The following is a 22,529-nucleotide window of genomic DNA, read 5'->3' as shown; positions in this document are numbered from 1 at the left end:
TGATTCATATCGGGGCGAATCGCCGCCAATGGGTCATGTTTGGATTGTGCGCTGCTTGGGGTGCCGGTTTGCGTCGTTGAAGCCTGTGTCACCATTATGTCTCTATCCTATTGCTGAAATGGGTTTTGGCACATTATACAAGACTCAACCGCAAAAACGTAGGATTCGAAGCGAAGCAATACGCATCTGATTCCCTGTCATATTTCACAGGCAAGTCCCACAGAAATGCCCGCACGGGTTAAAATCCCAGCTCAATCATTTTACAAACGAATACTTATGAAAATCCGCCTCGCCCCACAACGCGACATCATCCAGCTACCCGACCAGCTCATCAGCCAAATTGCCGCCGGCGAAGTGGTCGAGCGGCCTGCCTCAGTGGTCAAGGAGTTGCTGGAAAATGCGCTGGATGCAGGCGCGACCGACATCACTTTGCGCTTGGTCGACGGTGGCAAAACGCTGATCGAACTCTCGGACAATGGTTGCGGCATATCAGCCGAGCAGTTGCCCTTGGCCGTGACGCGTCACGCGACGAGCAAAATCCGCTCATTGGACGAGTTGGAGCACGTCGAATCCATGGGGTTTCGCGGTGAGGCGCTGGCCTCGATCGCCTCGGTATCGAGTATGCGCGTTTCCTCGCGCACCGATGCGTCGGCACACGCCAGTTGCATTGAGAACCACAGCGGCGCATGGCAGGTTTCGGCGACAGCGGGTGGGATCGGTACGCGGATAGAGGTGGCGAATTTGTATTTCAATACACCCGCACGGCGCAAATTTCTCAAAACCGATGCGACGGAGTACTCGCATTGCGCCGAAGTGTTTACCCGCATCGCGCTGGCGAACCCGCATTGCACCTTCAAACTGCATCATCAGGGCAAGGTCAACGCGCACTATCCGGCGACCGATTGGCAAAACCGCATTCAGGATGTGTTGGCGAACCAGTTGCCCGAAAACCTCATTTGGCTGTCGCAATCCAGTGGCGAACTGAATATCACCGGACTGGTATTTCCCGCCGATGCGGCCCGCGCCCGCGCCGATACGCAGTACGCCTATGTGAATCAGCGCTTTGTGCGCGACAAGGTGGTCAATCACGCGATTCGCGCCGCCTACGCCGATATTTTGCATCATCAGCGTCATCCCGCATTTGTGCTGTTTCTCGACATTCCCGCACACAGCGTGGATGTGAACGTGCATCCGGCAAAAACTGAGGTGCGCTTTCGCGACAGCGGTGCGGTGCATCAATTCATTTCGCATAGCTTGAAAAAAGCCTTGGCGCAAACGGCGGCGCAGCGCACGGCGCATTTTGCCGCACCCACCGAGCATGATTCCCTGCACGCATTCAGCGCCAACAACTCAGTGCCTGCGTCACCCAATGACAACGCACATACCGCTCCATCCAGCCCATCACCCCAGCATGCACCGGCGCAACCTTTCCGCCCGCAAACCCAGCAAAATTTGCCCCTGTCGCAAAACGTGCGCAGTTATTTGGAGTTGCTGCGCCAGTCTGAACCGCTCAATCCCGCACCACTGAATGACATTCACGCACCAATGGCGCACGGTATATCAACCGCGCCAACCGCACCAACCGCACCAACCGCACCAACCGCACCAACAGCACCAACAGCACCAACAGCACCCAATAATGCCGACACACACCATGAGCAGCCAACCGACCATCCGCTGGGCTTCGCTTTGGCGCAGATTCACGGCGTGTATATTTTGGCGCAAAACAGCCACGGCGCCGTGCTGGTTGACATGCACGCGGCGCATGAGCGCATTATGTACGAGCGACTCAAATGCGCGCTGGACGAGCAAGCTTTGGCCAAGCAAGAGCTGCTGATTCCGCTGAGTTTTTCCGCCAGTCCGGTGGAAATGGCGACCTTGGGCGAGCCGGAAACAGCGGCGGTATTGAGCCAAATCGGCCTGAATATGTCGCCATTGGGCGCGCAAGAAATCGCCATTCGCAGTGTCCCCGCGCTGATCAAACAAGCCGACGCCATCGAACTGGCGCGTGCGGTATTGGCCGACATTGCTGAATTGGGCGCCAGCCAAGTGCTGACCGAGCGGCGCAACGAGCTGCTCGGCACGCTCGCCTGTCACGGTGCCGTGCGCGCAAACCGTCAACTGACATTACCGGAGATGAACCAATTGCTGCGCGATATGGAAGCGACCGAACGCGCCAATCAATGCAATCATGGCCGTCCAACGTGGGTGCAACTGTCGATGAAGCAATTGGACGGCTTATTCATGCGCGGACAGTAATCATCGCAATCCTCAAATAGACAAAAAAGCCGCCGTCGGCGACGTTTTTCAAAGCACGCTATAATCCGCGCCATCGATTTTAACCACGAGCGACAACGCAGAACGACGATGCAGAACGATACGCCCACTTCAGCCAACGATTTGAGTACAACCATGAAAGCACCCATCTGGCAATGCGGCCGCTATGCTTTGGAACTCTCTCGTCCCTATGTCATGGGCGTTTTGAACATGACGCCGGATTCGTTTTCGGACGGCGGACAATATCTCGATCCGCAGTTGGCGATTGACCGTGCGCATCAGATGATCGCCGAAGGCGCAGACATCATTGACATTGGCGGCGAATCAACCCGCCCCAATGCGCCCAAAGTCTGTACCTGCGACGAATTGCGGCGTATTTTACCTGCGATCGAAGCGCTGATCGACTGCGGCGTACCCTTGTCCATTGACACGCAAAAACCCTACGTCATGCGCGAAGTACTCAGCCTTGGCGTGGACATCATCAACGACATCAATGGTTTTAACAGTCCCGTCGCCATTGATGCGGTCGCCGACAGTAATGCAGGACTGTGCATCATGCATATGCAAGGCACACCGCAAAACATGCAGGCCGACCCTCACTACGCGGATGTGGTCGCCGAAGTCGCCCAATTTTTAGGCAAACAAGTTCAGCGCCTGATAACAGCAGGCGTGGCGCGTGAGCGCCTGTGTCTTGACCCGGGGTTTGGCTTTGGCAAAACCTTGGCGCACAATCAGACACTGATGCGCCATTTACCCCAATTGACTGGCAAACACACTTTGCCGCTGCTGGTCGGCGTTTCGCGCAAACGCATGATCGGCACCATCACCGGACGTGAATCAGCCGCCGACCGCGTGTCCGGCAGCGTCGCCGCCGCGCTGTGGGCGCTACAACACGGCGCGCACATTGTGCGTGTGCATGATGTGGCGCAAACGGTGGATGCCATTCGCACATGGCAGTTTTTCGAATCCGCGTGATCGCCAAAAATCAATACAAACGCCCGGCGCGCGTGACAGGTACCCATTGCTTGTGAAATAATGTCGCAATACCTGCGCGGCACTCATGCCCTGTCATACCCATCCGCGTTGCTCTAAAAAACACAACAACCATAGGATCCATCATGTCACGTAAATACTTTGGTACCGACGGCGTCCGCGGCCAAGTCGGTGTTGCACCGATCACCCCCGATTTCGTTATGCGACTGGGCTACGCGGCGGGACTGGTATTGGCACATGACGAAGCCGTCAAACCCAGCCAAGGTGTGAAGCCACGCGTATTGATCGGCAAAGATACCCGCATTTCCGGCTATATGCTGGAGGCAGCGCTGCTGGCAGGCTTCACCGCGGCCGGTGTGGACGTGCTGCTCACCGGACCCATGCCCACCCCCGCAATTGCCTACCTCACACGCGCATGGCGTTTACAAGCAGGCGTGGTGATCTCCGCATCGCATAACCCGTATCACGACAACGGTATTAAATTTTTCTCCGCCAGCGGCGACAAGCTGCCCGATGACAAAGAGCGTGAAATCGAAGCCCTGCTCGACGAGCCGATGGGCTGCGTGGATTCCAAACATCTGGGACGCGCCAAACGTCTGGACGACGCACCGGGTCGCTACATTGAATTTTGCAAATCCACCTTCCCGTCTGATTTAGACCTACGCGGTCTGAAAATCGTGGTCGATACCGCCAACGGCGCGGCCTACCACATTGCCGAACATGTATTGCATGAGCTGGGCGCCGATGTGATTCCGATGGGCAATCACCCGAACGGCTTTAATATCAATGAAGAAGTCGGTGCGACCGCGCCCCGCGCGTTGCGTGCTGCGGTGATCGAACACCACGCTGACCTGGGCATTGCGCTGGATGGCGACGCCGACCGACTGGTTATGGTTGATGCGCGCGGACTTGAATACGACGGCGACCAACTGCTGTACGCCGTTGCCGCCACCCAGCACCGAACCACACCGGTTGCGGGCGTGGTCGGCACCCTGATGAGCAATCTCGGACTGGAAAAAGCCTTTGAAAAACTCGGCATTCCGTTCGCACGCGCCAAAGTCGGCGACCGCTACGTACTCGAGCAGCTCAAAGAACGCGGCTGGCTGTACGGCGGCGAAAGCTCCGGCCATATCCTCTGTCTGGACAAGCACAGCACTGGCGACGGCATGGTCAGCGCGCTGCAAGTACTCTCAGCCACGCGCCGCAGCGGTCAAACGCTCGCCGAACTGGTCAGCCCCGTGCAGATGTACCCGCAAACCATGATCAATGTCAAAATTGTCAAAGGCTTTGACTGGGAAAACCACGCACCGCTACAAGCCGCGCGTGCGCACGCCGAGCAGGTTTTGGGCGATACCGGCCGCATCCTGATTCGCGCCTCGGGTACCGAACCGCTGGTACGCGTGATGGTTGAGGCGCAAGACGCGACGATGGCACGTGAACAAGCGCAGTTGATGGCGGATAGCCTGAAAAGCTAATCTCGCTCGACTACTGGCTCTATTTTGTGGTTGGTTGCTGAACCAAGCCAACCCCATTCCCTAAAGCATACAATGATCTGGCGATGCTGTTCGCCACACCATTTTTTATATGAATCGTTGGAAACACAAACTCCCCACTCGCGAAAAAATCTTTGAATCGCGTCTGTTCAAGCCCTTTGCGCGTTGGTTCGACGATGAGCATTTTTGGGCGTTTGAGCGTGAATCCATCGCGCGCGCGGTTGCGGTCGGGCTATTTTGTGGCATGATGCCGACGCCCACGCAGTTTGTGTTCGCATTCATCTGCGCGTATCTGCTGCGCGTGCATTTGCCAGTGTCCTTGTTTTCAACACTGTATACCAATCCGTTGACACTCGTGCCGCTGTACATCCTCGCTTATGAAATTGGCTTTTGGCTTCTGCATGGCTCGGAAAACCACGCCGATTTGATCATGCCGCAATTTGGCAATGAACAATTCTGGCACGACTTTGGCCGCTGGGCTGCTGCATTCGGTACGCCGCTGGCGCTCGGAGTTTTACTCATGGGTTCGGTATTTTCCGTGATCGGCTACATCGGCGTGCAATTTTTTTGGCGGCGGCATAAGGCGAAATACGGTAATAAATAGTGTTCGTGAATGACGCGCGATCAGTATTCAGTCATTCAATTAGCAGCATACCATTAATGATCTGAATCACTCAGAAAATAATACCTGCTGACTCTGATCATACACACAACATAAAAGGACGGCATATGCGTCGGCAAAATCTCATTCTCGGTAGTTTACTCACACTGTATTTTTTCTTGTGGAGTACTTTACCCACACTCTTGGCGCCGAGTTTTCCTCTGGATGTGATCGAAGGTATCAACTGGGGAAGGGAATGGCAATTGGGTTACTACAAACACCCCCCCTTGCCCTCATGGCTATTGGTTCTATCTTTTCAAATATTGGGACATATCGGCCCTTATTTGCTCAGTCAGTTGTGCATCATCGCTACGTTGGTCATGGTCTATCAATTGGGACGACACATTGTTTCGCCACGAAAGGCTTTAACCGGCAGTTTGTTACTGATGGCGGTGTTTTATTACACCTGGCCGACATTGGAGTTTAATCACAATATTGCCCAGCTACCGATTTGGGCAGGTATTTGTTTGACTTTTTATCACGCATGGGATGATGATCGCCGCTCCGCTTGGATTGGCTTCGGCATTTGTGCGGGACTGGGCTTGTTGACCAAATATTCGGTCACCTTGCTGTTAATCACCCTGCTGCTGTATTCGCTGGTCTCAAAACAGCGCTCACGCTGGCTGACGCTCAATCCGTGGTTAGCCATCACTCTCATGACGCTCATTTTTCTTCCACACCTTATCTGGTTGGCTACACATGACTGGCTGCCATTTACCTACGCCATGGGACGCTCAGGCGAAGCGGAAAGCTCGGGCGGGCGTTTAAATGCATTTAAATTTCTCGGTACTCAAGCGGTCAATCATCTCATATTAATGATCATGATCCTGATCTGCGGGGTATACCGCTATTTGCGTCGTCCCATTTCATTGAGCCATGATGAAAAAATGCTGGTAGTCATGGCATTTGGCCCTGCCTTGCTGACCACAAGTTTGGGCTTGCTCTTCGGTATCGGTTTGCGTGATATGTGGGGCACACCGATGTGGAATTATTCAGGCATCGTTTTATTGCTGTTCATCGATGATGCGGACATGGTGGTATTGAGCAAACGTCTCTATACCGGGTTGTGTGTGTTTTTAATACTGATTACCCTCGTCATGATCTTGTATACCGCCTCAGGTGCACGTTTGACCGGCAAGCCCGGCCGCATGCACTGGCCGCAAGTCGCTATATCCCTGCAGGCACAACAAACCTGGCAATCCCTGTCGCATTGCCCTCTCGATGCTGTCGGCGGCCAATATTGGCTCGCGGGATTAATCACCACCGACGCAAAAAGTCAGCCATCCATATTGATTGCACCCAACGCTGCTTTTTCGCCGTGGATGAATGCCCAGCGGATTGAATCGCGTGGCCTCCTGCAGGTTTGGCGTGACGGCGAACATGATGAAATACCATATCTAGATCAACCAAATATCGCGGCATTGGCTACAGCAGAAGGCATTTGGCAGTTTGCATGGCCTCAAAATCCGGAACGCGAACCCCTGATTGTTCATTGGCGTGCGTATGTGCCGACTGATTGTCGCTCATTTCGGTAATTGTTGAACGACAATTCAGTACGCCACTGGCGCTCGGAGTTTTACTCATGGGTTCGGTATTTGCCGTGATCGGCTACATCGGCGTGCAATTTTTTTGGCGGCGGCATAAGGAGAAACACCCTCAATAATCAAGCCCCTGGTTTTTTATGGCAAAGCGTAAACTCGTTTATGGTTTAGCTATCTTTTTCAATAAGATAGGGATCGGTCTTCCTGCTACCAAAGTGACCAAAGCGTAAAATCCTTTTGATGATTCAGTTTTTTGATTGAGTCGACAAAAAGCATTCGCTACATTTTGAATACAAGCAATGTTAAATTGAGTTTGTACTTCGACTGGAAACGAGTTTAAATACATCGCTGACTCTTTTGTTGTGGATAGTCTGTAATCACACCCCCTATCACAACTGATATTTTCCCACGAACCACCCTCTCTTCCCTCCATAAGCCAAGTGCCATTAGCTTTTGACAACCGCATTTGCATTCCAGTCAACTGACCATCAACACGGACCAATTCGTAGGTACCGAAATCCAATTCTGAGATAGGGTTAGCGGCATTTGCGCTCATAGAACCCAATAAAATTACAGCGATAAACAGTCTTTTGAACATATTTAGCCTCTTTCAAAAAAATCAGCCAACCAAAAAATTAACTTCTATTCACCCCAACCACCCGCTCACCACATACAAAATCAAGCCGATCAAGCCACCAATCAGCGTGCCGTTGATGCGGATGTATTGCAGATCGTTGCCAATCGCATTTTCGAGCGCCTCATTCAGTCGCTCTTTGCTCCATGCATTGAGCTGCGCGGTCATCCAGTTGCGAATATTGTCCTGCTGACTATCGAGTACACGTGCGCTGATATTCGCGGCGGCTTCAGACAGCTGGGTTTGGCGCTCGGGTTGCGCCAGTTGGTGGCTGATGGCGTCGTACAACATTTGCGCGAGATACTCGATCTGCGGCGTACGTCCGGCGCTCATATCGGTGAGCCACGCATGCACGCGCGTCCACATGCGCCCGAGCCATTCGGTAAACATGGCGTTATCCAGCCCGTTTTGCGCGTGGCGTTGTAGCCAGTCGTGCGCTTTGGGATTTTCGTTCAGTTGATATTGCCAATTCAGACATTGCGACGCAAACCACAGATGAATCGGGTGATCCGGCTCATCCAGCACCTTTTGTGCCAGCGTCGCACCAGCGTTGAGGATTTTTTCGATCAGCCAGTCATCGACCAAATCCATCGCCTGACCGGTCACTTGGGTTTTGAATTTATCCCACCACGTCGCGTTTTCTGCGGCGGCTTGTTTGGCCATTTGTTGCAGCCACGGACGAATGCGTTCGACCGCATCCTCGGCGGTGCAAAATTGCAGTGTCGCTTGTGCAAAGCGATTGATCAGCCATTGATCGGCGCGCTCGGATTGTGCCCAGCCCACGATTTTCGCCGCGCCACGCCCGAGCCGTTCGCCCGTGGCGTACTCTTTCAGGGATTTTTGCCCTGCATGCAGCCACGCCTCGGGCGCGGTTTCGGGCAGTTTGGCGACAATGGCGCTCAACGCGGCAGGCAAACGCTCGGCAATCGCATCGACGGTGAGGTTCTTTTGCGTATAGTCGGCGACACGTTGACCTACTTGGAGCTTTAATGCCTGCTCCGCAATCATCCGCGGTTCAAGAAAATGTGTGCCGATAAAATCCGCCACGCCGCGCGCGAGCTGTGCTTGCTTGGCCGGTAAAATCGCGGTGTGCGGCAACGGCACGCCCATCGGATGGCGGAACAACGCGACCACGGCGAACCAGTCGGCCATGCCGCCGATACACGCCGCCTCGGCAAAGGCTTTGACATAACCGAGCCACGCCCAATCAGGGTGAAGTCGTTGCAAATACAAGGTGCTGAGCCAAACAAGGATGCTCAGAACGAGCAAACCGAGCGCCCATTGGCGCACCGGCCGTTTTTTTGGAAGCGCGTCGCTGATCGACGCCAGTTCTTTGCTCATATCATTTCAAACGAAAATTCGCTTCGCGCCGACGCTGGCGCAGTTTATCCCAATACAACCAACCGCCGAACACGATCAACAGCAGAAACAGCGGCACATTGCGCCATGCGATGAACGGCGTTTGCCCCTCATACGGCTGCACCGACCAGTTGCCCACTGCTTCTTTTTGTGCAGGCAAATCCGCCGCAACCACACCATCCGGCGTGATGTGAGCGGAAATTCCCGTGTTGGTCACAACGATCATCGGCCGCGCCAACTCCATCGCACGCGCCTGCGACATCGCCAAAAACTGCACATGCGCCGGACTGGTGCGCGCGTCACCAAACCAACCCAGATTGGTCTGATTCACCCAAATATTCGGGGCTTGACCATCCACATGAAACGCCGCCAGCTCCTCGCCGAACACATTTTCATAGCAAATATTCGTCGCCACTTTGACCGCACCATTGGGCGTGATCAAATCAAACGGCTGGCGCGACTGACCATAGCCGTAGCCACCGAGCGGAATATTCATCGCATCGACAAACCACTGAAAGCCCCACGGAACCATCTCGCCGAACGGCAACAAATGGATTTTGTCATAGCGCGCCGGATTGAACACATCCTGATTCGCGTCCAACCACAAGCCGCTGTTGAAATACTGCGCGCCCTCAATGCCCACACCGCCGAGCAAAACCGCACGGTTTTGCCCCGCCGCTTTGGACTGATTCAGCGCATCACGCAGCGCCACTAAACCCTGCTCCGGTGCCTGATTCCACGGATACGGCATCACCGTCTCGGGAAACACCGTCAACTGCGCGGTGCTGTTGATCGCGCCCATCAGCGTATTGCGCGTGGTGCGCGCGATTTCCTCGCGGTCAAACTTGATCGTCTGCGCCACATTCGGCTGAAACACCCGCACCGACACCGGTGACTGAACCGGCTTACCCCAATTCACCCCCTGCGCAATCAACCCCAACACCGCAACCGACGCCGCGCTCACGCCAGCGAACGCCCACGAGCGCATCGAAAACTGCCCCTGCTTCGCGCGCACATTCACCCACAGCAACGTTAATACACCCGACAACAGCGCCGCCAGCGCACTCACGCCATACGCACCCACCACAGGGAAAAAGCCCTTGAGCAAGACATTATCCACCTGCGCATAACCCGTCATCAGCCACGGAAAACCGCCAAAGACATAACCACGCGCCAGCTCCGCCGCCAACCACAGCATCGGCAGAGCAACCCCATAATCCGACACGTTACGCTGCGTAAAAAACCGCCGCCACAACCACGCCGCCAGCGCGTAATAGCTCGCCAAATAGCACGACAAACCAACGATGGCCAACGCCGACAACACCGTTGGCAAACCACCAATGTCATGCATACTGAAATGCACCCAGTACAGCCCCGACACCATCCACGCCAACGCAAAAACAAACATCTGCCGCACGGGACGCTGTTCTGGCTTCGCCGTCGCCACCACCGCCCACGCCAAACTCAAAATCAAAATTTGCAATCCGCCCGACGGCCACAGCGTGAACGTCTGCGCATGCGCCACGCCCAGACACATCATCAATAGATACAATAACCAACGTTGTTTCATACCATCCTTTTGCCTATGCGGCGGCCTACATCGTAGGGGCGCATGATTGCGCCCATCATTCACAGTCTATTCAATCGGGACGACCACGCGCCCCTACCATTCATTCCCACCAAATCAAACTGGCCATACGCCCCGTCGTACCATCGCGACGATACGAATAAAACCGCTGTGCGTCGCTGACCGTACACAGTCCGCCGCCGCTGATTTGCGTTGCGTGTAATCCGGCACATTGTAGCCGCTGGCGCGCCAGTGCGTAGATGTCGGCGAGGTATTTTTGAGAGGCATTGCCATCGTTGCTCCGTGCGACAAAGCACGCGTCGGTTTGCTCAGCAGAGATACCCAGCGCGCGTCCCGCTTCGATGAACGCCTCGCGCACCTCGGCGCCGACTTCAAACTGCATCGGCCCAATTGCTGGGCCTAACCATACCAAAATATCTGTGCGTTCCGCCCCGGCCTGCGCCATCGCCGCGACGGTTTTTTCCAAAATGCCACTGACCAAACTGCGCCAACCGGCGTGCGCGCCCGCGACCATCGTGCCCGCGCGCGTGGTGAACAGCACGGGTAAACAATCGGCGGTCATAATCACGCCGACCTGATTGCGCTCGGTCAACAGCACGGCGTCCGCTTCGGGACAAACCTCCGCATCGCTGTGCCGTGCAATCGCCACGCCATGCGTTTGATTCAACCACAGCGGCTCGCTCGGCAAAATCTGCCGCAGCAGTTGACGATTGTGCGCCACGGCATCGGGTGCATCACCGACGTGCGTGGCGAGATTGAAGCCTTTTTGCCCCTGCACGTCACCATAAACGCCCCTACTCGCACCCATGCTCCCGTCAATAGCGTTCACGCGCGTGGTCATCAGCGCATGAACGTTTGCCGGAGCCGCCCAATCGGGTAACAGCGCATGGCGCACACGCGTGTGCCAACTATTCATCGTTCAAAACCTCCATCTCCATGTCCGGCTCGGGCAGTGGCAGATGCGCCACGCCCATCGCGGCGAGCAAATCCACCATGTCCTCGGCCAGCGGGCATTGCCAGCTCATGTATTCGCCGCTGCGCGGGTGAATCAGCCCGAGCTGATAGGCGTGCAGTGCTTGGCGTTTAAAGTCCAATTCGCCCGCCGCACCTTTGAGAATACTGCTGCGTGCGCCACGCTTTTCACCGTACAACGGGTCGCCGACCAACGGATGGCCGATGTGCTGCATATGTACGCGGATTTGGTGCGTGCGTCCGGTGTCGAGTTGACACACCACGATGGAGTAGGATTTTTGCAGGTATTGCCAAAAACCGAGGCTTTGGTAATGCGTGCGCGCGGGTTTACCGCTTTGTCCGACCAGCACGGCCATTTTCAGCCGATCTTGCGGATTGCGACCGATGCCCGCGTCCACTGTACCGAATGCATCCAGTTCACCCTGCACAATGGCGAGATAGCGACGCTTCACTGTACGCTCTTGCAACTGGCGCACGAGTTCGGTCTGCGCTTGCACGGTTTTCGCCACGACCATCAGGCCGGAGGTTTCTTTGTCCAAACGATGCACGATGCCCGCGCGCGGTACTTGTGAGATGTTTGGGTAAGCGAACAGCAGACCGTTGAGCAAAGTGCCTTCCCAATTGCCGCTACCCGGATGCACCACCAGTCCTGCGGGTTTATTGATGACCAAGATATCGTCGTCCTCATACACCACATCCAGCGGGATTTCCTGCGCGGTGTAGGCTTTCATCTCATCCGAGGCCTGCGGTTGCACATTCAGTACATCATGTGTGTATACAATCCGCCGCGGAGACAATTCCACCGCGCCATTGCAGCTCACTTGCCCGTCTTTGAGCCATTTTTGCAGGCGCGAGCGGGAAAACTCGGGCAACATCAGCGCCAATGCGGCGTCCAAACGCTTGCCGCTGGCCGAATCGTCTACGGTGAGGGTGATAGGATCCAAATTGAGAGAAATGGCGGGATTTAATGCCACATCCTCATCCCATGCGCTATAATCGTCTCCCAAGTCGTTGTTCAACTCGTTATACTGCGTGTCTACCAGTTTACCTACAGAAGGTTTTGTCATGATCTTAACTATCCAAAAAAATTCGATGTGGTCATTTACGCGCCTGTTGGCTTTGTTTGCACTCGCCTTTAGCCTGTTGACCGGTTGCGCCACCAAGGAGAAAAACGAATTCGCCGGCTGGAGCGTGGATCGACTCTATGCAGAGGGGCGCGACCAAATGATTGCGGGTGATTATACCCGTGCCGCGCAAGTCTTAGAAGCAACGATTGCACAATATCCATTCTCGGCACAGGCGACCCAAGCGCAATTGGAGCTGCCGTATGTGTACTGGAAAGATGAAAACAAGACCAAAGCACTCGCTGCGGCGGATCGTTTCATCACCTTGAACGGCTCGCATCCGAAGCTGGACTATATGTATTACCTCAAAGGCATCATCAATTACAACCAAAACACCGGTTTTCTCAAAGCCTTGATTACCAAAGATGTCAGCGGCGCGCGCGACCCGAAAGCCGCCACCGAAGCCTTTGAGTCCTTCAAAACCTTGGTGACCAAATTCCCCGGCAGCCGCTATGCACCGGACGCGCGCAAACGCATGATTGAAGTGGTGGACACCTTGGCGCGTCAAGAATTAGCCGTGGCGCGTTACTACTACGACCGCGATGCGTACTTGGCCGCGATCAACCGTGCACAAAGCGTATTGCAAAACTTCGACGGCACACCGGCGGTAGAACCGGCACTGATTATCATTGCCAACTCTTACGATGCCTTGAAAATGCCGGAAATGCGTGACGACACACTCAAAGTGCTGCACGCCAACTTCCCGAACTCCACCGGCAAACTGGACGCCGCGCGCCAATCGAGCTGGAAATTCTGGAAAAAATCCGACAAAGCACCGGCACCAAGCGCTCCTGCGGCCAAAGAATTGGCTCCGGTTGACGTACCAAAACCTGAATAAACCATCCCCATATGATCGCACACGACCGCTTCCCGGCCACCACAGTTGACGGTACCGCACGGTTTAATATCGTGCTGGTACATGGCATGATGGAGCACGGCGGGCGCTACCATGACTTTGCCCGCCATCTGGCGCAGCACGGCGGTAACGTCATCACCTTCGATCTGCGTGGCCACGGCCAGCACCTCAAAGCCGGACAACTGGGCGATTTTGGCGATCCGATTGACGGTGGCGCAGCGCAAATATTCACAGACATCGAGCAGTTATTCGCCTCATTTGACAACAATCTGCCAAACATCCTGTTTGGGCACAGCATGGGCTCAACCGTCGCCCTGCGCTACGCCCAGACACACAGCGGTCTGCGCCAGATCATCCTCTCCGCCATCCCGACCAATCCACCGTGGCTGCTCAGCACCGGCTATCGTCTGGCGAAACTGGAAGCGCGTCTGCGCCCGACCAAACCATCCGTCTTCATGACCACATTCAAACAGTTCAACCGCGAATTCAAACCCAATCGCACCGAGTTTGACTGGCTCAGTTTGGACGAAGGCAACATCGCACACTACATCGACGACCCAATGTGCGGCCAACCCATCGCGCCACGTTACTATGTCGAGATGTTCGACTTCATGCGCCACGTGTTTCGCACCCAAGAATTGGCGAAAATCGACAAAAACACCGCCATACTCATGGTCTGGGGCGCCGACGACCCCGTCACCCAGATGGGCAAAGGTCCACGCGCACTGCTGCCACGCCTGCAAAAACTCGGTCTGGCCACCGCGCAAATTGAATACCCCCAACTGCGTCACGAAATCCTGAACGAGGCCAACCGTGCGCAGGTATTCGACGACATCGTTCGCCTGATTCAGGCGTAAACCAAGGAAATCCCCATGCCAAACACCGCACACGGAAGCTGCCTGTGCGGCGCCGTGCGTTTTTCCGCTCAATTACCCTCAAAATGGGTGGTGCATTGTCACTGCACGCGTTGCCAACGCGCGCACGGCGCAGCCTTTGTCACTTGGGTGGGGTTTGATGAAGCGCAGGTACAGATCAACGATGCGCAGCACGCCTTGCGCTGGTTTCGCACCCCGCAATACGCCAGTCAACGCGGCTTTTGCAGCCACTGCGGTAGCCCGATGTTTTTCCAATCCGAACGCGAAGCAGGCGAATTACACATCGCGCGCGCACTGTTCAACACACCAATTGACCGCACGCCCGAAGCACACATTCACCATGACAGCCGAGTGGATTGGATGCAAATTGACAGCCATCTGCCGATTGAATCGGATTGAATCAAAGCATCTGGTTGCATTCTGGTTTTTTGACAGTCATACCAAATTTTCAGGCGATTACGGTTAAAGGAAACCGAATGGAAGTGATGAGCAAATCAATTTAGCTCATTCATACAGTGGCGGATCAAGAGCGGCCTGTTTCGAGCGCCGCCAACTGTTCGCCGACGAAAAGCCCGCCGCCAGCGCAGCTTTCTCTTGGCTCAAGCCACTCGCGCGCCATTGCTCAAACAACGCGTGTTTGAGCGCCAATTGATACGCATGCACCGTCATACCCGTGGTTTGCTTGAAAATCCGCGTCAAATGCCTTGGACTGACATACGCAATCTGCGCCAAACTCGCCACATCGTGGTTCGCGCTCGGGTCGGCAGCAATCGCATCCTGTACCCGATGCACCGCCATCTGCATGTGCGAGCGACCGATCAACCACGGTGACAATGCCGAATCATGCGGCATGCGGCGAAAATAGACATTCATGTGCCGCGCGACTTTCAGCGCCAATTCGTGCCCAAAGCGTTGCGCCAGCCAATACAAAATCAGATCAAATCCCGCCGTGATGCCCGCACTGCTCAAAATTGCCCCGTCATCGACAAACACCCGATTTTCCAGCACGTCAGCGGACGGGCTCCACTGCCGCAACTCATCGGTCAGCTCATGATGCGTGGTGCATTTCACCTGCTCCAGCAAACCCGCCTGAGCCAATAAAAACACGCCCGAACAAATGCACAACGCCTGATGCACCTGCGGATCAAAGCGTTCTCTGAGCCAATCGGACAAAGCGACACCCGCCGCGCCACGATAGGCCAAATGCTCATCCATCGCACCGGGCAGTACCACTAAATCACCGGTCTGTAACTGTTCGGGCAAGGCCTCCATACCCGATAAACGCAAGCCAAACAAACTCTCGACCTGAGCCGATGGTGAAATCAGGCGCACCTCCAGTTCCGCACCAAATCGCCGCGCATAGCGCAATGCATCCAACGGTGCGGCCAAATCGGTGAGCAATACGCTGGGCAGCAAAACCACATACACATTCATCAAGCCATCCCTTCTCTATTTAAGAAAACGCGGAATAAGTATGTTTTTCAGCTCAAGCATTTATAGGCAAGCATACTTGAAAGCATTCACAATTTTAATATTTTGATTTTGTTCAAATTTTGTCAGGATTCCCCTGACAAAATTTCCAATACTAAGCACGGAAAAAGTAGGCGTTTACTTTTTCCGTATTTCCTTAACGATGACGCCATGCGAGCCATGCACGCCATGCGCGCAGCCCCAAAACATTGACCGCCAACCCGATCAACAAGCACGCACTGCCCCATAACTGCCATTGATTAAGTCGCTCGCCCAACACCAGCCACGCCGTGAGCAAACCAACCACCGGCACGAGCAAGGTAAACGGCGCCACCCGATTCGGTTCATATTGACTGAGCAAACGACTCCACAGACCATAACCCAATAATGTTGCAGCCCATGCCAAGTACAAGGCAGACACAATGCTGTGCCAACTGATGGCCTGCCAATCGGGATAGACATGGCGTTCAAACAACCCAGAAATCAGCAAAAACGGCAGAATCGGGATCAAACTTGACCAAATCACCAAACCAAACGGCTCCGGTTGAATGCCTGCGCGGCGCATCGCGCTGACCACCACATTGCCCATCGCCCAAGAGGCCGCGCCCAAAAGATTGAGCAACAAACCGACGGTAGTCATCTGCATTCCCGCCGCCGAGCCGACGTTTTTACCATACGCAATCAAAGCCAAACCCAATACCGCAATCATTAGCCCCAACCATTGCGTGACTTGCGTGCGCTGCTGCAAAATCAGCACCGAAAAAATCAGCGTGAAAAACACCTGCGCCTGATGCACCACCGAGGCTAAACCCGCTGGCATCCCGACCTTCATCGCCCAGAATAAAAAGGCGAACTGCCCGAAGCTATTGAATAAGCCATACGCGATTAACCAACGCCACGGCACATTGGGTTTTTTAATGAAAAAGATCGCCGGAAAAACCACCAGCGAAAAACGCGCGGCGGCCAATAAAAACGGCGGTACCTCGTTCAATCCCCACCGAATCACCACAAAGTTCACACCCCAGATCAGCACCACCAGCAAGGCTTGCAATACATGCGATACACTCATGATGATTCCTTATTCGATTGCCAGCTACCCCGATAATCCATCTGCCGTGCCGTTTTCTGCGCCCATTCGCTGCCAATGAGTCGCGCCACCAGATGCAACGATAAATCAATTCCCGCCGAAATACCAGCCGAGCTGTATACGCGCGCATCAGCGCCATCCTGCACCCAACGCACATCCTCGCGCACCGTCAACTGTGGATATGCCGCGCGCAGATCGGCGATATCTTCCCAGTGCGTCGTCGCCGTCTGCCGCAAAATACCCGCTTGCGCCAGTAAAAACGCACCGGTGCAAATCGAAGCGGTATAACGTGTCTGAGCGTGCGTCGTCCGTAACCAGTCGAGCAAATCCGTTTGTCGGAGTGCATCCGTCACCACGCCGCCCGGGACGATCAGCACATCGCATGGCTGCGCGCGCTCGGATTCCACCAATCCCACGTCCGGCATGATACCCAGACCCGCGCGTGCATGAAGCATCCGCCGCTGTTGTGCCACCGTTTTCACCACAAAACGCATGGGCGAACCGAATTTTTCGCACACGCGCGAGGCGGTGGTAAAAACCTCGTAGGGGCCGGCAAAATCGAGTAGCTCCATCTCATCAAAAGCCACCATACCGACGTGAATGATGTCACGGGTCGTGCTATTCATGATACGTCTGCCGATTGTGCCAACCAGTCCGCGCTCACCTGCGCCACGCTTTTGATCTGCGCAAAACGTCCGTCCAATACCAACTCGGTGCGTTTTTTAATCTCCTCAGCAGAAAACCGCGTGCCGTCGGCATGCGTCATACCAAAAGTCAAGGTCGCCTCAGTCACCAAAGAGACCGCAAAGCCCAAATCCGCAGCCACGCGCGCTGTCGTCTCGCAACACTGCTCGGTGCGAATCCCACTGATGGTCAGATTAGTGATGTCCTGCTCATGCAGATACGCGAGCAGCCCGCTGTCGGTAAACGCATTGTGTACTGTTTTGCGAAACACCGTATCCATCGGCGGCAGCCAGTCCATAAACCGCACCCGTCCCGATTCAGGACGAAAAGCGGGCGTATCACTGTTCGGATTCGCATGCAGTACGCCAATCACCGGCACAGCCGCACGCCGCGCCGCCAAAATTAGCGCCAATTGGTTCGCCTGATACGTCGCAAAGCCCGCATCCGACCAAAACGACGTGTGATAAAAGGAATCCTGCACGTCAATCACCAGCAGGGCATGTTTCGCGCGGGGCATTTGAGATTCGGTCATGACGGCTCCTATGTTGATGGCGCTTCAATGATGGCACTTCAATAACAGACTATACGATACGTTACTTTATACCCCATAATCAGAGGCATTACAGACCAAATAGGTGTAAAAAAGGACAAGGTCTAACATTCAAGCGATTGGCTCAAACAACAACACATACGCCCCCTCAACTGAAAAGGGTCTGGTGTCGAACGCCACGCGGCACAACGAATATTTCTCCTGAACCTACTTGAACCACACCATCAGGCAATGCCACACCCAAGCATCCCTTAAGCACCCAAAAACAATCGTCGCGCTCATCATGCTGATGCCACGGATACTCACCCAACGCATAAATCATGCGCCATTGGTAATGATCCACTTGCGCAATCGGGACTTCCTGCCACGGTTGGGCGAGCGCTTGTTCAAAGAAATGTGATAAATGAATCGGCGTCATACGGGTCTCCTAAAAGCAAGGATGGAAACACACACGCAACGCCGTTCATAGTCCAAAAAACGCCCAAATGGACTCATCAACGGACAAACCACGCCACCTGACACACATACAAAAATCCCTACGGTTTACCGCAGGGACTTTTAGTTCAACGACTTTAGCTCAACGACAATAGAGCATTCGTTTGACGTTAATTTGGCATTACGGGCACGACCGCATCGTCCAGCCGCGGACATGGCCGCGCGCGCATTGCTGTTGACGCCCGACTTGCACCAAGTGCAAACCGTCCTCACCTTGTCGGAACGACACGCGGTAGCGTTCCGCGCGAATCGCGTCGTCTTGCACACCATGAATGGTCAGCAGATACACCACCACACCGTTTCTAAAGTGAAATACCTCATCTTGTCCCACTGTGTCCAGCTCGTCACTCAGCTCGCTCGGTGTATGGGGCGCAGGCAGCGCATAGAGAATATTGCGACCGCAAGTGACTACATCATCGGTGCACACAGCCGCTTTCACCGGTATGGTTTGATAAATCGTTGGAATAGCGACGGCGCTACGCGGAGTGCGTCGCTCGGATGATTGAGCCAACGCTGATGTTGAAACCACCCCCAAAATCGCCACCATAGCCATCGCCCAGTTTTTGTAGGAAGTCGTCACTCGCATAGTCACTCCTCTTTTTTAAAATACACATAATGAAACCAAACCATGTACTTATTATGCCTGCGTACCAACCGCGCGAACTTATTTCCATCCTTTTTAAACCCATAGCCAAAACCACTGATCCCTGATAAGATTATTCAATTAAATTTGTTTTGAATATAATTTAGCCCATTTATAATTCCTTATTGGAATTTAATTTAACGCAACGAAGGAGACCTATGAAACTCGAAACCCTCGCCATTCACGCCGGTTACAGCCCAGATCCAACCACCAAAGCGGTCGCCGTGCCGATTTACCAAACCACCTCGTATGCATTTGACAACACGCAGCATGGCGCGGATTTGTTCGACCTCAAGGTTCAGGGCAATATCTATACCCGCATCATGAATCCCACCACAGCGGTGCTGGAAGAACGCGTGGCGCAACTCGAAGGCGGCATCGGCGGACTCGCACTCGCCTCCGGCATGGCAGCGATCACCTACGCGATTCAAACCATCGCACAAGCAGGCGACAACATCGTATCGGTCTCCACACTCTACGGCGGTACCTACAATTTATTCGCGCATACCTTGCCCAAACAAGGCATCGAAGTGCGCTTTTTCGACTACCGCGACCCAGCGTCTTTGGAAAAGCTGATTGACGACAAAACCAAACTGGTGTTCGCCGAAACCATCGGCAATCCGCTGGGCAACGTCGTTGATCTCGAAGCCATCAGCGCCATCGCGCACCGCCACGGCGTACCCGTGGTGGTGGATAACACCGTCGCCACGCCCGCATTGATGCGCCCGTTTGAACACGGCGCCGACATCGTCGTACACTCCTTGACCAAATACATCGGCGGCCATGGTACCAGCATCGGCGGCGCGATCATCGACAGTGGCAAATTCCCGTGGGGCGAGCATGCCGAGCGTTTCCCTCTGCTGAACACGCCAGACCCAAGCTACCACGGTGTGAACTACGTCGAAGCCCTCGGCGCAGCAGCATTCATCGCCCGTGCGCGCGTCGTACCGCTGCGCAACACTGGCGCGGCCATCAGCCCGATGAACGCATTTTTGATTTTACAGGGCTTGGAAACCTTACCACTGCGCATAGAACGCCACTCGGACAACGCGTTGGCCGTGGCGCAATATTTAGAAAACCACCCGAAAGTCAAATGGGTCAACTACGCCGGATTAAGCACACATCCGCAAAACGGCTTGGTGCAAAAATACCTCGGCGGCAAAGCCTCGGGGATTCTATCCTTCGGGGTCGAAGGCGGCGCAGAAGCGGGCGCGCGATTCATTGACGCCTTGCAATTGGTCACGCGCCTGGTCAATATCGGCGACGCGAAAAGCCTCGCCTGCCATCCGGCCTCCACCACGCACCGCCAATTGAACGAAGAAGAGCTGGCCAAAGCGGGCGTTTCGGTCGATATGGTGCGCCTGTCGGTCGGGATTGAGCATGTGGACGACATCATCGCGGATTTGGCGCAGGCTTTGGATCAAGCGTAAATCCCCACACCAAGCAAAAGCGGCGCTACATTCAGCGCCGCTTTTTTTAGTTCATCCACTTAGCTGAGCGCAAACTCGGCCGCCGCCTGCGCATGAATCGCCGTGGTATCAAATAAGGGTACAGACGCATCACTTTGATCAACCAGCAATGAAATCTCGGTGCAACCCAAAATGATCGCCTGCGCAGCTTCCTGCTCCACCAGCCGCTGCATGATGCGGCGATAGGCGGCGCGCGACTCGAGCTGGATTTGCCCCAAGCATAACTCTTGGTAAATCACCCGATGCACCACCTCGCGCTCCATCTCATTGGGTACAACCACGTCAATTGCATGCCGCTCACTCAAGCGCTGTTTGTAAAAATCCTGCTCCATCGTGAAGCGTGTGCCGAGCAAAGCCACTTTGTTCAATCCCGCACGGCGAATAGCTTGCCCCGTCGCATCAGCAATATGCAGCAACGGAATCCCCACTGCCGCCTCGATCTGTGGCGCAACCTTGTGCATGGTGTTGGTGCACAACACGATGCAGTTCGCACCCGCGCGCGCCAAGGCCTGCGCCGCTTGCGCCAATAGTTCACCTGCGCGCTGCCAGTCGCCGCTGCGTTGCAATTGCTCAATCTCGTGAAAATCCACGCTGTACAGCACGATTTTCGCCGAATGCAGACCACCCAAACGCTGTTTTACCGTTTCATTAATCGTGCGATAGTACGGAATCGTGGACTCCCAGCTCATGCCGCCGATCAGGCCGATGGTTTTCATGCTTCTTCCTCTTGTTCGTCTTTCGCCAAATCCACCCAAACGCCGTCGGTGAGCCGCTCCAGCTCTGCCAAATCGAGCAGCACCATACTGTGCGTGCAGCCTGCCGCAGGCATTACCGCATCAAACCGACGCAAACTCTGTTCCAAATAAATCGGCAGCGGCGCAGGCAAGCCAAACGGACACACGCCGCCGACCGGATGCGAGGTCAGCGCAAGCACTTCCTCAGCATTGAGCATTTTACCTTTCGAGCCGAAACATTCTTTGAATTTTTTGTTGTCGATTCGTGCCATGCCACCGGCGACGATCAGCACCGCCTTGTTTTGTGTACGATCGCCAATCCAAAAAGCAAGGGTTTTGGCAATCTGACCGGGCTCCACGCCATGTACCGCAGCAGCAGTCGCGACGGTCGGCGTCGGTTCAGTGGCTTGAACAATCTTCAAATGCGGCGCGCGGCGCGCTAAATCTTCGGTAACGGTGTCTAAACTCATGGTTGATGCAGTATGCCTTTAGAAAAATAAATTGAAAAATGAAGCATGGTAAAAAAAATTTATGAAGAATTTTGCCACAAAACCTCCACAATTGCTCTATACTCGCCCCCGCTGTACTGTGAAATCGTTTTCAATAAAAACAAAAAGGAGTCATCATGTTAAAAACTGATTACAACATGGACGAAGATAAAGTCATTCAACCGTGGTACAAAGTATTGTATGTTCAGGTGTTAATCGCCATTGTCTTGGGTATTTTGATCGGTCACTTTTATCCTAAGTTTGGCGTGAGCTTAGAGCCGTTGGGCAAAGCATTCATTAATTTGGTGAAAATGGTGATCACGCCGATCATCTTTTGTACCATCGTCGCGGGCATTGCCAATATGCGTGATTTGGGACAAATGGGTCGCGTCGGTTTGAAAGCCTTGATTTACTTTGAAGTGGTTTCAACCCTCGCGTTGGCCGCAGGTTTTCTGGTCGGCCACATCGCCAAACCGGGTGTGGGCATCAATGCCAGCATCAGCAGCTTTGCTTCCAAAGACGTGGCTAAGGTGTAA

General features: G+C 54.5%; 24 protein-coding genes. 11 read left to right on the top strand and 13 right to left on the bottom strand.

Annotated features, from left to right (window positions below; genetic code table 11):
• The first annotated feature begins 276 nt into the window (after positions 1-276).
• The 6 genes from mutL to ACZ41M_RS12260 all read left to right on the top strand — a co-directional run bounded on the left by mutL (position 277) and on the right by ACZ41M_RS12260 (position 7,087).
• Positions 277-2,259, top strand: coding sequence for a DNA mismatch repair endonuclease MutL (gene mutL, locus ACZ41M_RS12285; RefSeq protein WP_464730895.1), 1,983 nt, complete (start codon positions 277-279; stop codon positions 2,257-2,259).
• Between the two features lie 153 nt (positions 2,260-2,412).
• Entirely contained in the window at positions 2,413-3,252 is an 840-nt protein-coding gene (gene folP / locus ACZ41M_RS12280) for a dihydropteroate synthase (RefSeq protein WP_464730896.1), read from the top strand.
• A gap of 143 nt (positions 3,253-3,395) precedes the next feature.
• Positions 3,396-4,745: a phosphoglucosamine mutase gene (gene glmM / locus ACZ41M_RS12275; protein WP_464730897.1), complete on the top strand. Its 1,350-nt coding sequence runs from the start codon at positions 3,396-3,398 to the stop codon at positions 4,743-4,745.
• Positions 4,746-4,854: 109 nt separating this feature from the next.
• The gene (locus ACZ41M_RS12270; RefSeq protein WP_464730898.1) at positions 4,855-5,367 is read left to right on the top strand and encodes a DUF2062 domain-containing protein; all 513 of its coding nucleotides are present in this window, start codon (positions 4,855-4,857) and stop codon (positions 5,365-5,367) included.
• Between the two features lie 224 nt (positions 5,368-5,591).
• Positions 5,592-6,959 carry a glycosyltransferase family 39 protein gene (locus ACZ41M_RS12265; RefSeq protein WP_464730899.1) on the top strand — a complete coding sequence of 456 codons (1,368 nt, stop codon included), beginning with the start codon at positions 5,592-5,594 and terminating at the stop codon, positions 6,957-6,959.
• Positions 6,941-7,087 carry a DUF2062 domain-containing protein gene (locus ACZ41M_RS12260; RefSeq protein WP_464730900.1) on the top strand — a complete coding sequence of 49 codons (147 nt, stop codon included), beginning with the start codon at positions 6,941-6,943 and terminating at the stop codon, positions 7,085-7,087. Before ACZ41M_RS12265 ends, ACZ41M_RS12260 begins: the two co-directional genes overlap by 19 nt.
• 38 nt (positions 7,088-7,125) lie before the next feature.
• Here ACZ41M_RS12260 and ACZ41M_RS12255 read toward each other — a convergent pair whose 3' ends face one another.
• The 5 genes from ACZ41M_RS12255 to rluD form a co-directional block, all read right to left on the bottom strand.
• Entirely contained in the window at positions 7,126-7,563 is a 438-nt protein-coding gene (locus ACZ41M_RS12255; protein WP_464730901.1) for a hypothetical protein, read from the bottom strand.
• Between the two features lie 48 nt (positions 7,564-7,611).
• Complete coding sequence (locus ACZ41M_RS12250) at positions 7,612-8,940, bottom strand: DUF445 domain-containing protein (protein WP_464730902.1); 1,329 nt, start codon at positions 8,938-8,940, stop codon at positions 7,612-7,614.
• Position 8,941: 1 nt separating this feature from the next.
• Positions 8,942-10,528 (bottom strand): apolipoprotein N-acyltransferase, encoded by a 1,587-nt coding sequence (gene lnt / locus ACZ41M_RS12245; protein WP_464730903.1) that lies wholly within the window; start codon positions 10,526-10,528, stop codon positions 8,942-8,944.
• A gap of 100 nt (positions 10,529-10,628) precedes the next feature.
• Positions 10,629-11,462 (bottom strand): peptidoglycan editing factor PgeF, encoded by an 834-nt coding sequence (gene pgeF / locus ACZ41M_RS12240; RefSeq protein WP_464730904.1) that lies wholly within the window; start codon positions 11,460-11,462, stop codon positions 10,629-10,631.
• Entirely contained in the window at positions 11,455-12,585 is a 1,131-nt protein-coding gene (rluD, locus tag ACZ41M_RS12235) for a 23S rRNA pseudouridine(1911/1915/1917) synthase RluD (protein ID WP_464730905.1), read from the bottom strand. The genes pgeF and rluD overlap by 8 nt, the downstream gene beginning before the upstream one ends.
• Between rluD and ACZ41M_RS12230 the strand changes: the two genes are divergently transcribed.
• Genes ACZ41M_RS12230 through ACZ41M_RS12220 form a run of 3 tightly spaced genes read left to right on the top strand, consistent with a single transcriptional unit; the run spans position 12,584 to position 14,772 of the window.
• Positions 12,584-13,480, top strand: a complete 897-nt coding sequence (locus tag ACZ41M_RS12230) for an outer membrane protein assembly factor BamD (RefSeq protein WP_464730906.1) — start codon at positions 12,584-12,586, stop codon at positions 13,478-13,480. The genes rluD and ACZ41M_RS12230 overlap by 2 nt on opposite strands.
• 11 nt (positions 13,481-13,491) lie before the next feature.
• Positions 13,492-14,355, top strand: coding sequence for an alpha/beta fold hydrolase (locus ACZ41M_RS12225; RefSeq protein WP_464730907.1), 864 nt, complete (start codon positions 13,492-13,494; stop codon positions 14,353-14,355).
• A 15-nt stretch (positions 14,356-14,370) separates the two neighbouring features.
• Positions 14,371-14,772 (top strand): GFA family protein, encoded by a 402-nt coding sequence (locus tag ACZ41M_RS12220; protein ID WP_464730908.1) that lies wholly within the window; start codon positions 14,371-14,373, stop codon positions 14,770-14,772.
• Positions 14,773-14,877: 105 nt separating this feature from the next.
• Here ACZ41M_RS12220 and ACZ41M_RS12215 read toward each other — a convergent pair whose 3' ends face one another.
• The 6 genes from ACZ41M_RS12215 to ACZ41M_RS12190 all read right to left on the bottom strand — a co-directional run bounded on the left by ACZ41M_RS12215 (position 14,878) and on the right by ACZ41M_RS12190 (position 19,245).
• Complete coding sequence (locus tag ACZ41M_RS12215; protein WP_464730909.1) at positions 14,878-15,807, bottom strand: GlxA family transcriptional regulator; 930 nt, start codon at positions 15,805-15,807, stop codon at positions 14,878-14,880.
• A gap of 193 nt (positions 15,808-16,000) precedes the next feature.
• Entirely contained in the window at positions 16,001-16,912 is a 912-nt protein-coding gene (locus tag ACZ41M_RS12210) for an EamA family transporter (RefSeq protein ID WP_464730910.1), read from the bottom strand.
• Positions 16,909-17,556: a DJ-1/PfpI family protein gene (locus ACZ41M_RS12205; protein ID WP_464730911.1), complete on the bottom strand. Its 648-nt coding sequence runs from the start codon at positions 17,554-17,556 to the stop codon at positions 16,909-16,911. Before ACZ41M_RS12205 ends, ACZ41M_RS12210 begins: the two co-directional genes overlap by 4 nt.
• The gene (locus tag ACZ41M_RS12200; RefSeq protein WP_464730912.1) at positions 17,553-18,146 is read right to left on the bottom strand and encodes an isochorismatase family protein; all 594 of its coding nucleotides are present in this window, start codon (positions 18,144-18,146) and stop codon (positions 17,553-17,555) included. The genes ACZ41M_RS12205 and ACZ41M_RS12200 overlap by 4 nt, the downstream gene beginning before the upstream one ends.
• A 166-nt stretch (positions 18,147-18,312) precedes the next feature.
• Entirely contained in the window at positions 18,313-18,582 is a 270-nt protein-coding gene (locus tag ACZ41M_RS12195) for a cupin domain-containing protein (RefSeq protein ID WP_464730913.1), read from the bottom strand.
• Positions 18,583-18,780: 198 nt separating this feature from the next.
• Positions 18,781-19,245 carry a hypothetical protein gene (locus ACZ41M_RS12190; protein WP_464730914.1) on the bottom strand — a complete coding sequence of 155 codons (465 nt, stop codon included), beginning with the start codon at positions 19,243-19,245 and terminating at the stop codon, positions 18,781-18,783.
• Positions 19,246-19,460: 215 nt separating this feature from the next.
• On the opposite strand from ACZ41M_RS12190, the gene ACZ41M_RS12185 reads away from it, so the two are divergent.
• Complete coding sequence (locus ACZ41M_RS12185) at positions 19,461-20,732, top strand: bifunctional O-acetylhomoserine aminocarboxypropyltransferase/cysteine synthase (protein WP_464730915.1); 1,272 nt, start codon at positions 19,461-19,463, stop codon at positions 20,730-20,732.
• A gap of 59 nt (positions 20,733-20,791) precedes the next feature.
• Here ACZ41M_RS12185 and ACZ41M_RS12180 read toward each other — a convergent pair whose 3' ends face one another.
• Positions 20,792-21,487 (bottom strand): aspartate/glutamate racemase family protein, encoded by a 696-nt coding sequence (locus tag ACZ41M_RS12180; RefSeq protein WP_464730916.1) that lies wholly within the window; start codon positions 21,485-21,487, stop codon positions 20,792-20,794.
• Positions 21,484-21,975 (bottom strand): YbaK/EbsC family protein, encoded by a 492-nt coding sequence (locus ACZ41M_RS12175; RefSeq protein ID WP_464730917.1) that lies wholly within the window; start codon positions 21,973-21,975, stop codon positions 21,484-21,486. Before ACZ41M_RS12175 ends, ACZ41M_RS12180 begins: the two co-directional genes overlap by 4 nt.
• A gap of 155 nt (positions 21,976-22,130) precedes the next feature.
• On the opposite strand from ACZ41M_RS12175, the gene ACZ41M_RS12170 reads away from it, so the two are divergent.
• Positions 22,131-22,529, top strand: a complete 399-nt coding sequence (locus ACZ41M_RS12170; RefSeq protein WP_464730918.1) for a cation:dicarboxylate symporter family transporter — start codon at positions 22,131-22,133, stop codon at positions 22,527-22,529.

It is taken from the genome of Puribacter membranae, from assembly GCF_055380425.1.
Note: the sequence above shows the minus strand (reverse complement) of the source record. Positions and strands in the feature narration are given on the sequence as shown.

What these genes read in the sequence shown, in the direction of transcription:
- mutL (WP_464730895.1), top strand. Translation starts at nt 277, where the DNA reads ATGAAAATCCGCCTCGCCCCACAACGCGACATCATCCAGCTACCCGAC.
- folP (WP_464730896.1), top strand. Translation starts at nt 2,413, where the DNA reads ATGAAAGCACCCATCTGGCAATGCGGCCGCTATGCTTTGGAACTCTCT.
- glmM (WP_464730897.1), top strand. Translation starts at nt 3,396, where the DNA reads ATGTCACGTAAATACTTTGGTACCGACGGCGTCCGCGGCCAAGTCGGT.
- ACZ41M_RS12270 (WP_464730898.1), top strand. Translation starts at nt 4,855, where the DNA reads ATGAATCGTTGGAAACACAAACTCCCCACTCGCGAAAAAATCTTTGAA.
- ACZ41M_RS12255 (WP_464730901.1), bottom strand. Translation starts at nt 7,563, where the DNA reads ATGTTCAAAAGACTGTTTATCGCTGTAATTTTATTGGGTTCTATGAGC.
- ACZ41M_RS12250 (WP_464730902.1), bottom strand. Translation starts at nt 8,940, where the DNA reads ATGAGCAAAGAACTGGCGTCGATCAGCGACGCGCTTCCAAAAAAACGG.
- lnt (WP_464730903.1), bottom strand. Translation starts at nt 10,528, where the DNA reads ATGAAACAACGTTGGTTATTGTATCTATTGATGATGTGTCTGGGCGTG.
- pgeF (WP_464730904.1), bottom strand. Translation starts at nt 11,462, where the DNA reads ATGAATAGTTGGCACACGCGTGTGCGCCATGCGCTGTTACCCGATTGG.
- ACZ41M_RS12230 (WP_464730906.1), top strand. Translation starts at nt 12,584, where the DNA reads ATGATCTTAACTATCCAAAAAAATTCGATGTGGTCATTTACGCGCCTG.
- rluD (WP_464730905.1), bottom strand. Translation starts at nt 12,585, where the DNA reads ATGACAAAACCTTCTGTAGGTAAACTGGTAGACACGCAGTATAACGAG.
- ACZ41M_RS12225 (WP_464730907.1), top strand. Translation starts at nt 13,492, where the DNA reads ATGATCGCACACGACCGCTTCCCGGCCACCACAGTTGACGGTACCGCA.
- ACZ41M_RS12220 (WP_464730908.1), top strand. Translation starts at nt 14,371, where the DNA reads ATGCCAAACACCGCACACGGAAGCTGCCTGTGCGGCGCCGTGCGTTTT.
- ACZ41M_RS12215 (WP_464730909.1), bottom strand. Translation starts at nt 15,807, where the DNA reads ATGAATGTGTATGTGGTTTTGCTGCCCAGCGTATTGCTCACCGATTTG.
- ACZ41M_RS12210 (WP_464730910.1), bottom strand. Translation starts at nt 16,912, where the DNA reads ATGAGTGTATCGCATGTATTGCAAGCCTTGCTGGTGGTGCTGATCTGG.
- ACZ41M_RS12205 (WP_464730911.1), bottom strand. Translation starts at nt 17,556, where the DNA reads ATGAATAGCACGACCCGTGACATCATTCACGTCGGTATGGTGGCTTTT.
- ACZ41M_RS12200 (WP_464730912.1), bottom strand. Translation starts at nt 18,146, where the DNA reads ATGACCGAATCTCAAATGCCCCGCGCGAAACATGCCCTGCTGGTGATT.
- ACZ41M_RS12195 (WP_464730913.1), bottom strand. Translation starts at nt 18,582, where the DNA reads ATGACGCCGATTCATTTATCACATTTCTTTGAACAAGCGCTCGCCCAA.
- ACZ41M_RS12190 (WP_464730914.1), bottom strand. Translation starts at nt 19,245, where the DNA reads ATGCGAGTGACGACTTCCTACAAAAACTGGGCGATGGCTATGGTGGCG.
- ACZ41M_RS12185 (WP_464730915.1), top strand. Translation starts at nt 19,461, where the DNA reads ATGAAACTCGAAACCCTCGCCATTCACGCCGGTTACAGCCCAGATCCA.
- ACZ41M_RS12180 (WP_464730916.1), bottom strand. Translation starts at nt 21,487, where the DNA reads ATGAAAACCATCGGCCTGATCGGCGGCATGAGCTGGGAGTCCACGATT.
- ACZ41M_RS12175 (WP_464730917.1), bottom strand. Translation starts at nt 21,975, where the DNA reads ATGAGTTTAGACACCGTTACCGAAGATTTAGCGCGCCGCGCGCCGCAT.
- ACZ41M_RS12170 (WP_464730918.1), top strand. Translation starts at nt 22,131, where the DNA reads ATGTTAAAAACTGATTACAACATGGACGAAGATAAAGTCATTCAACCG.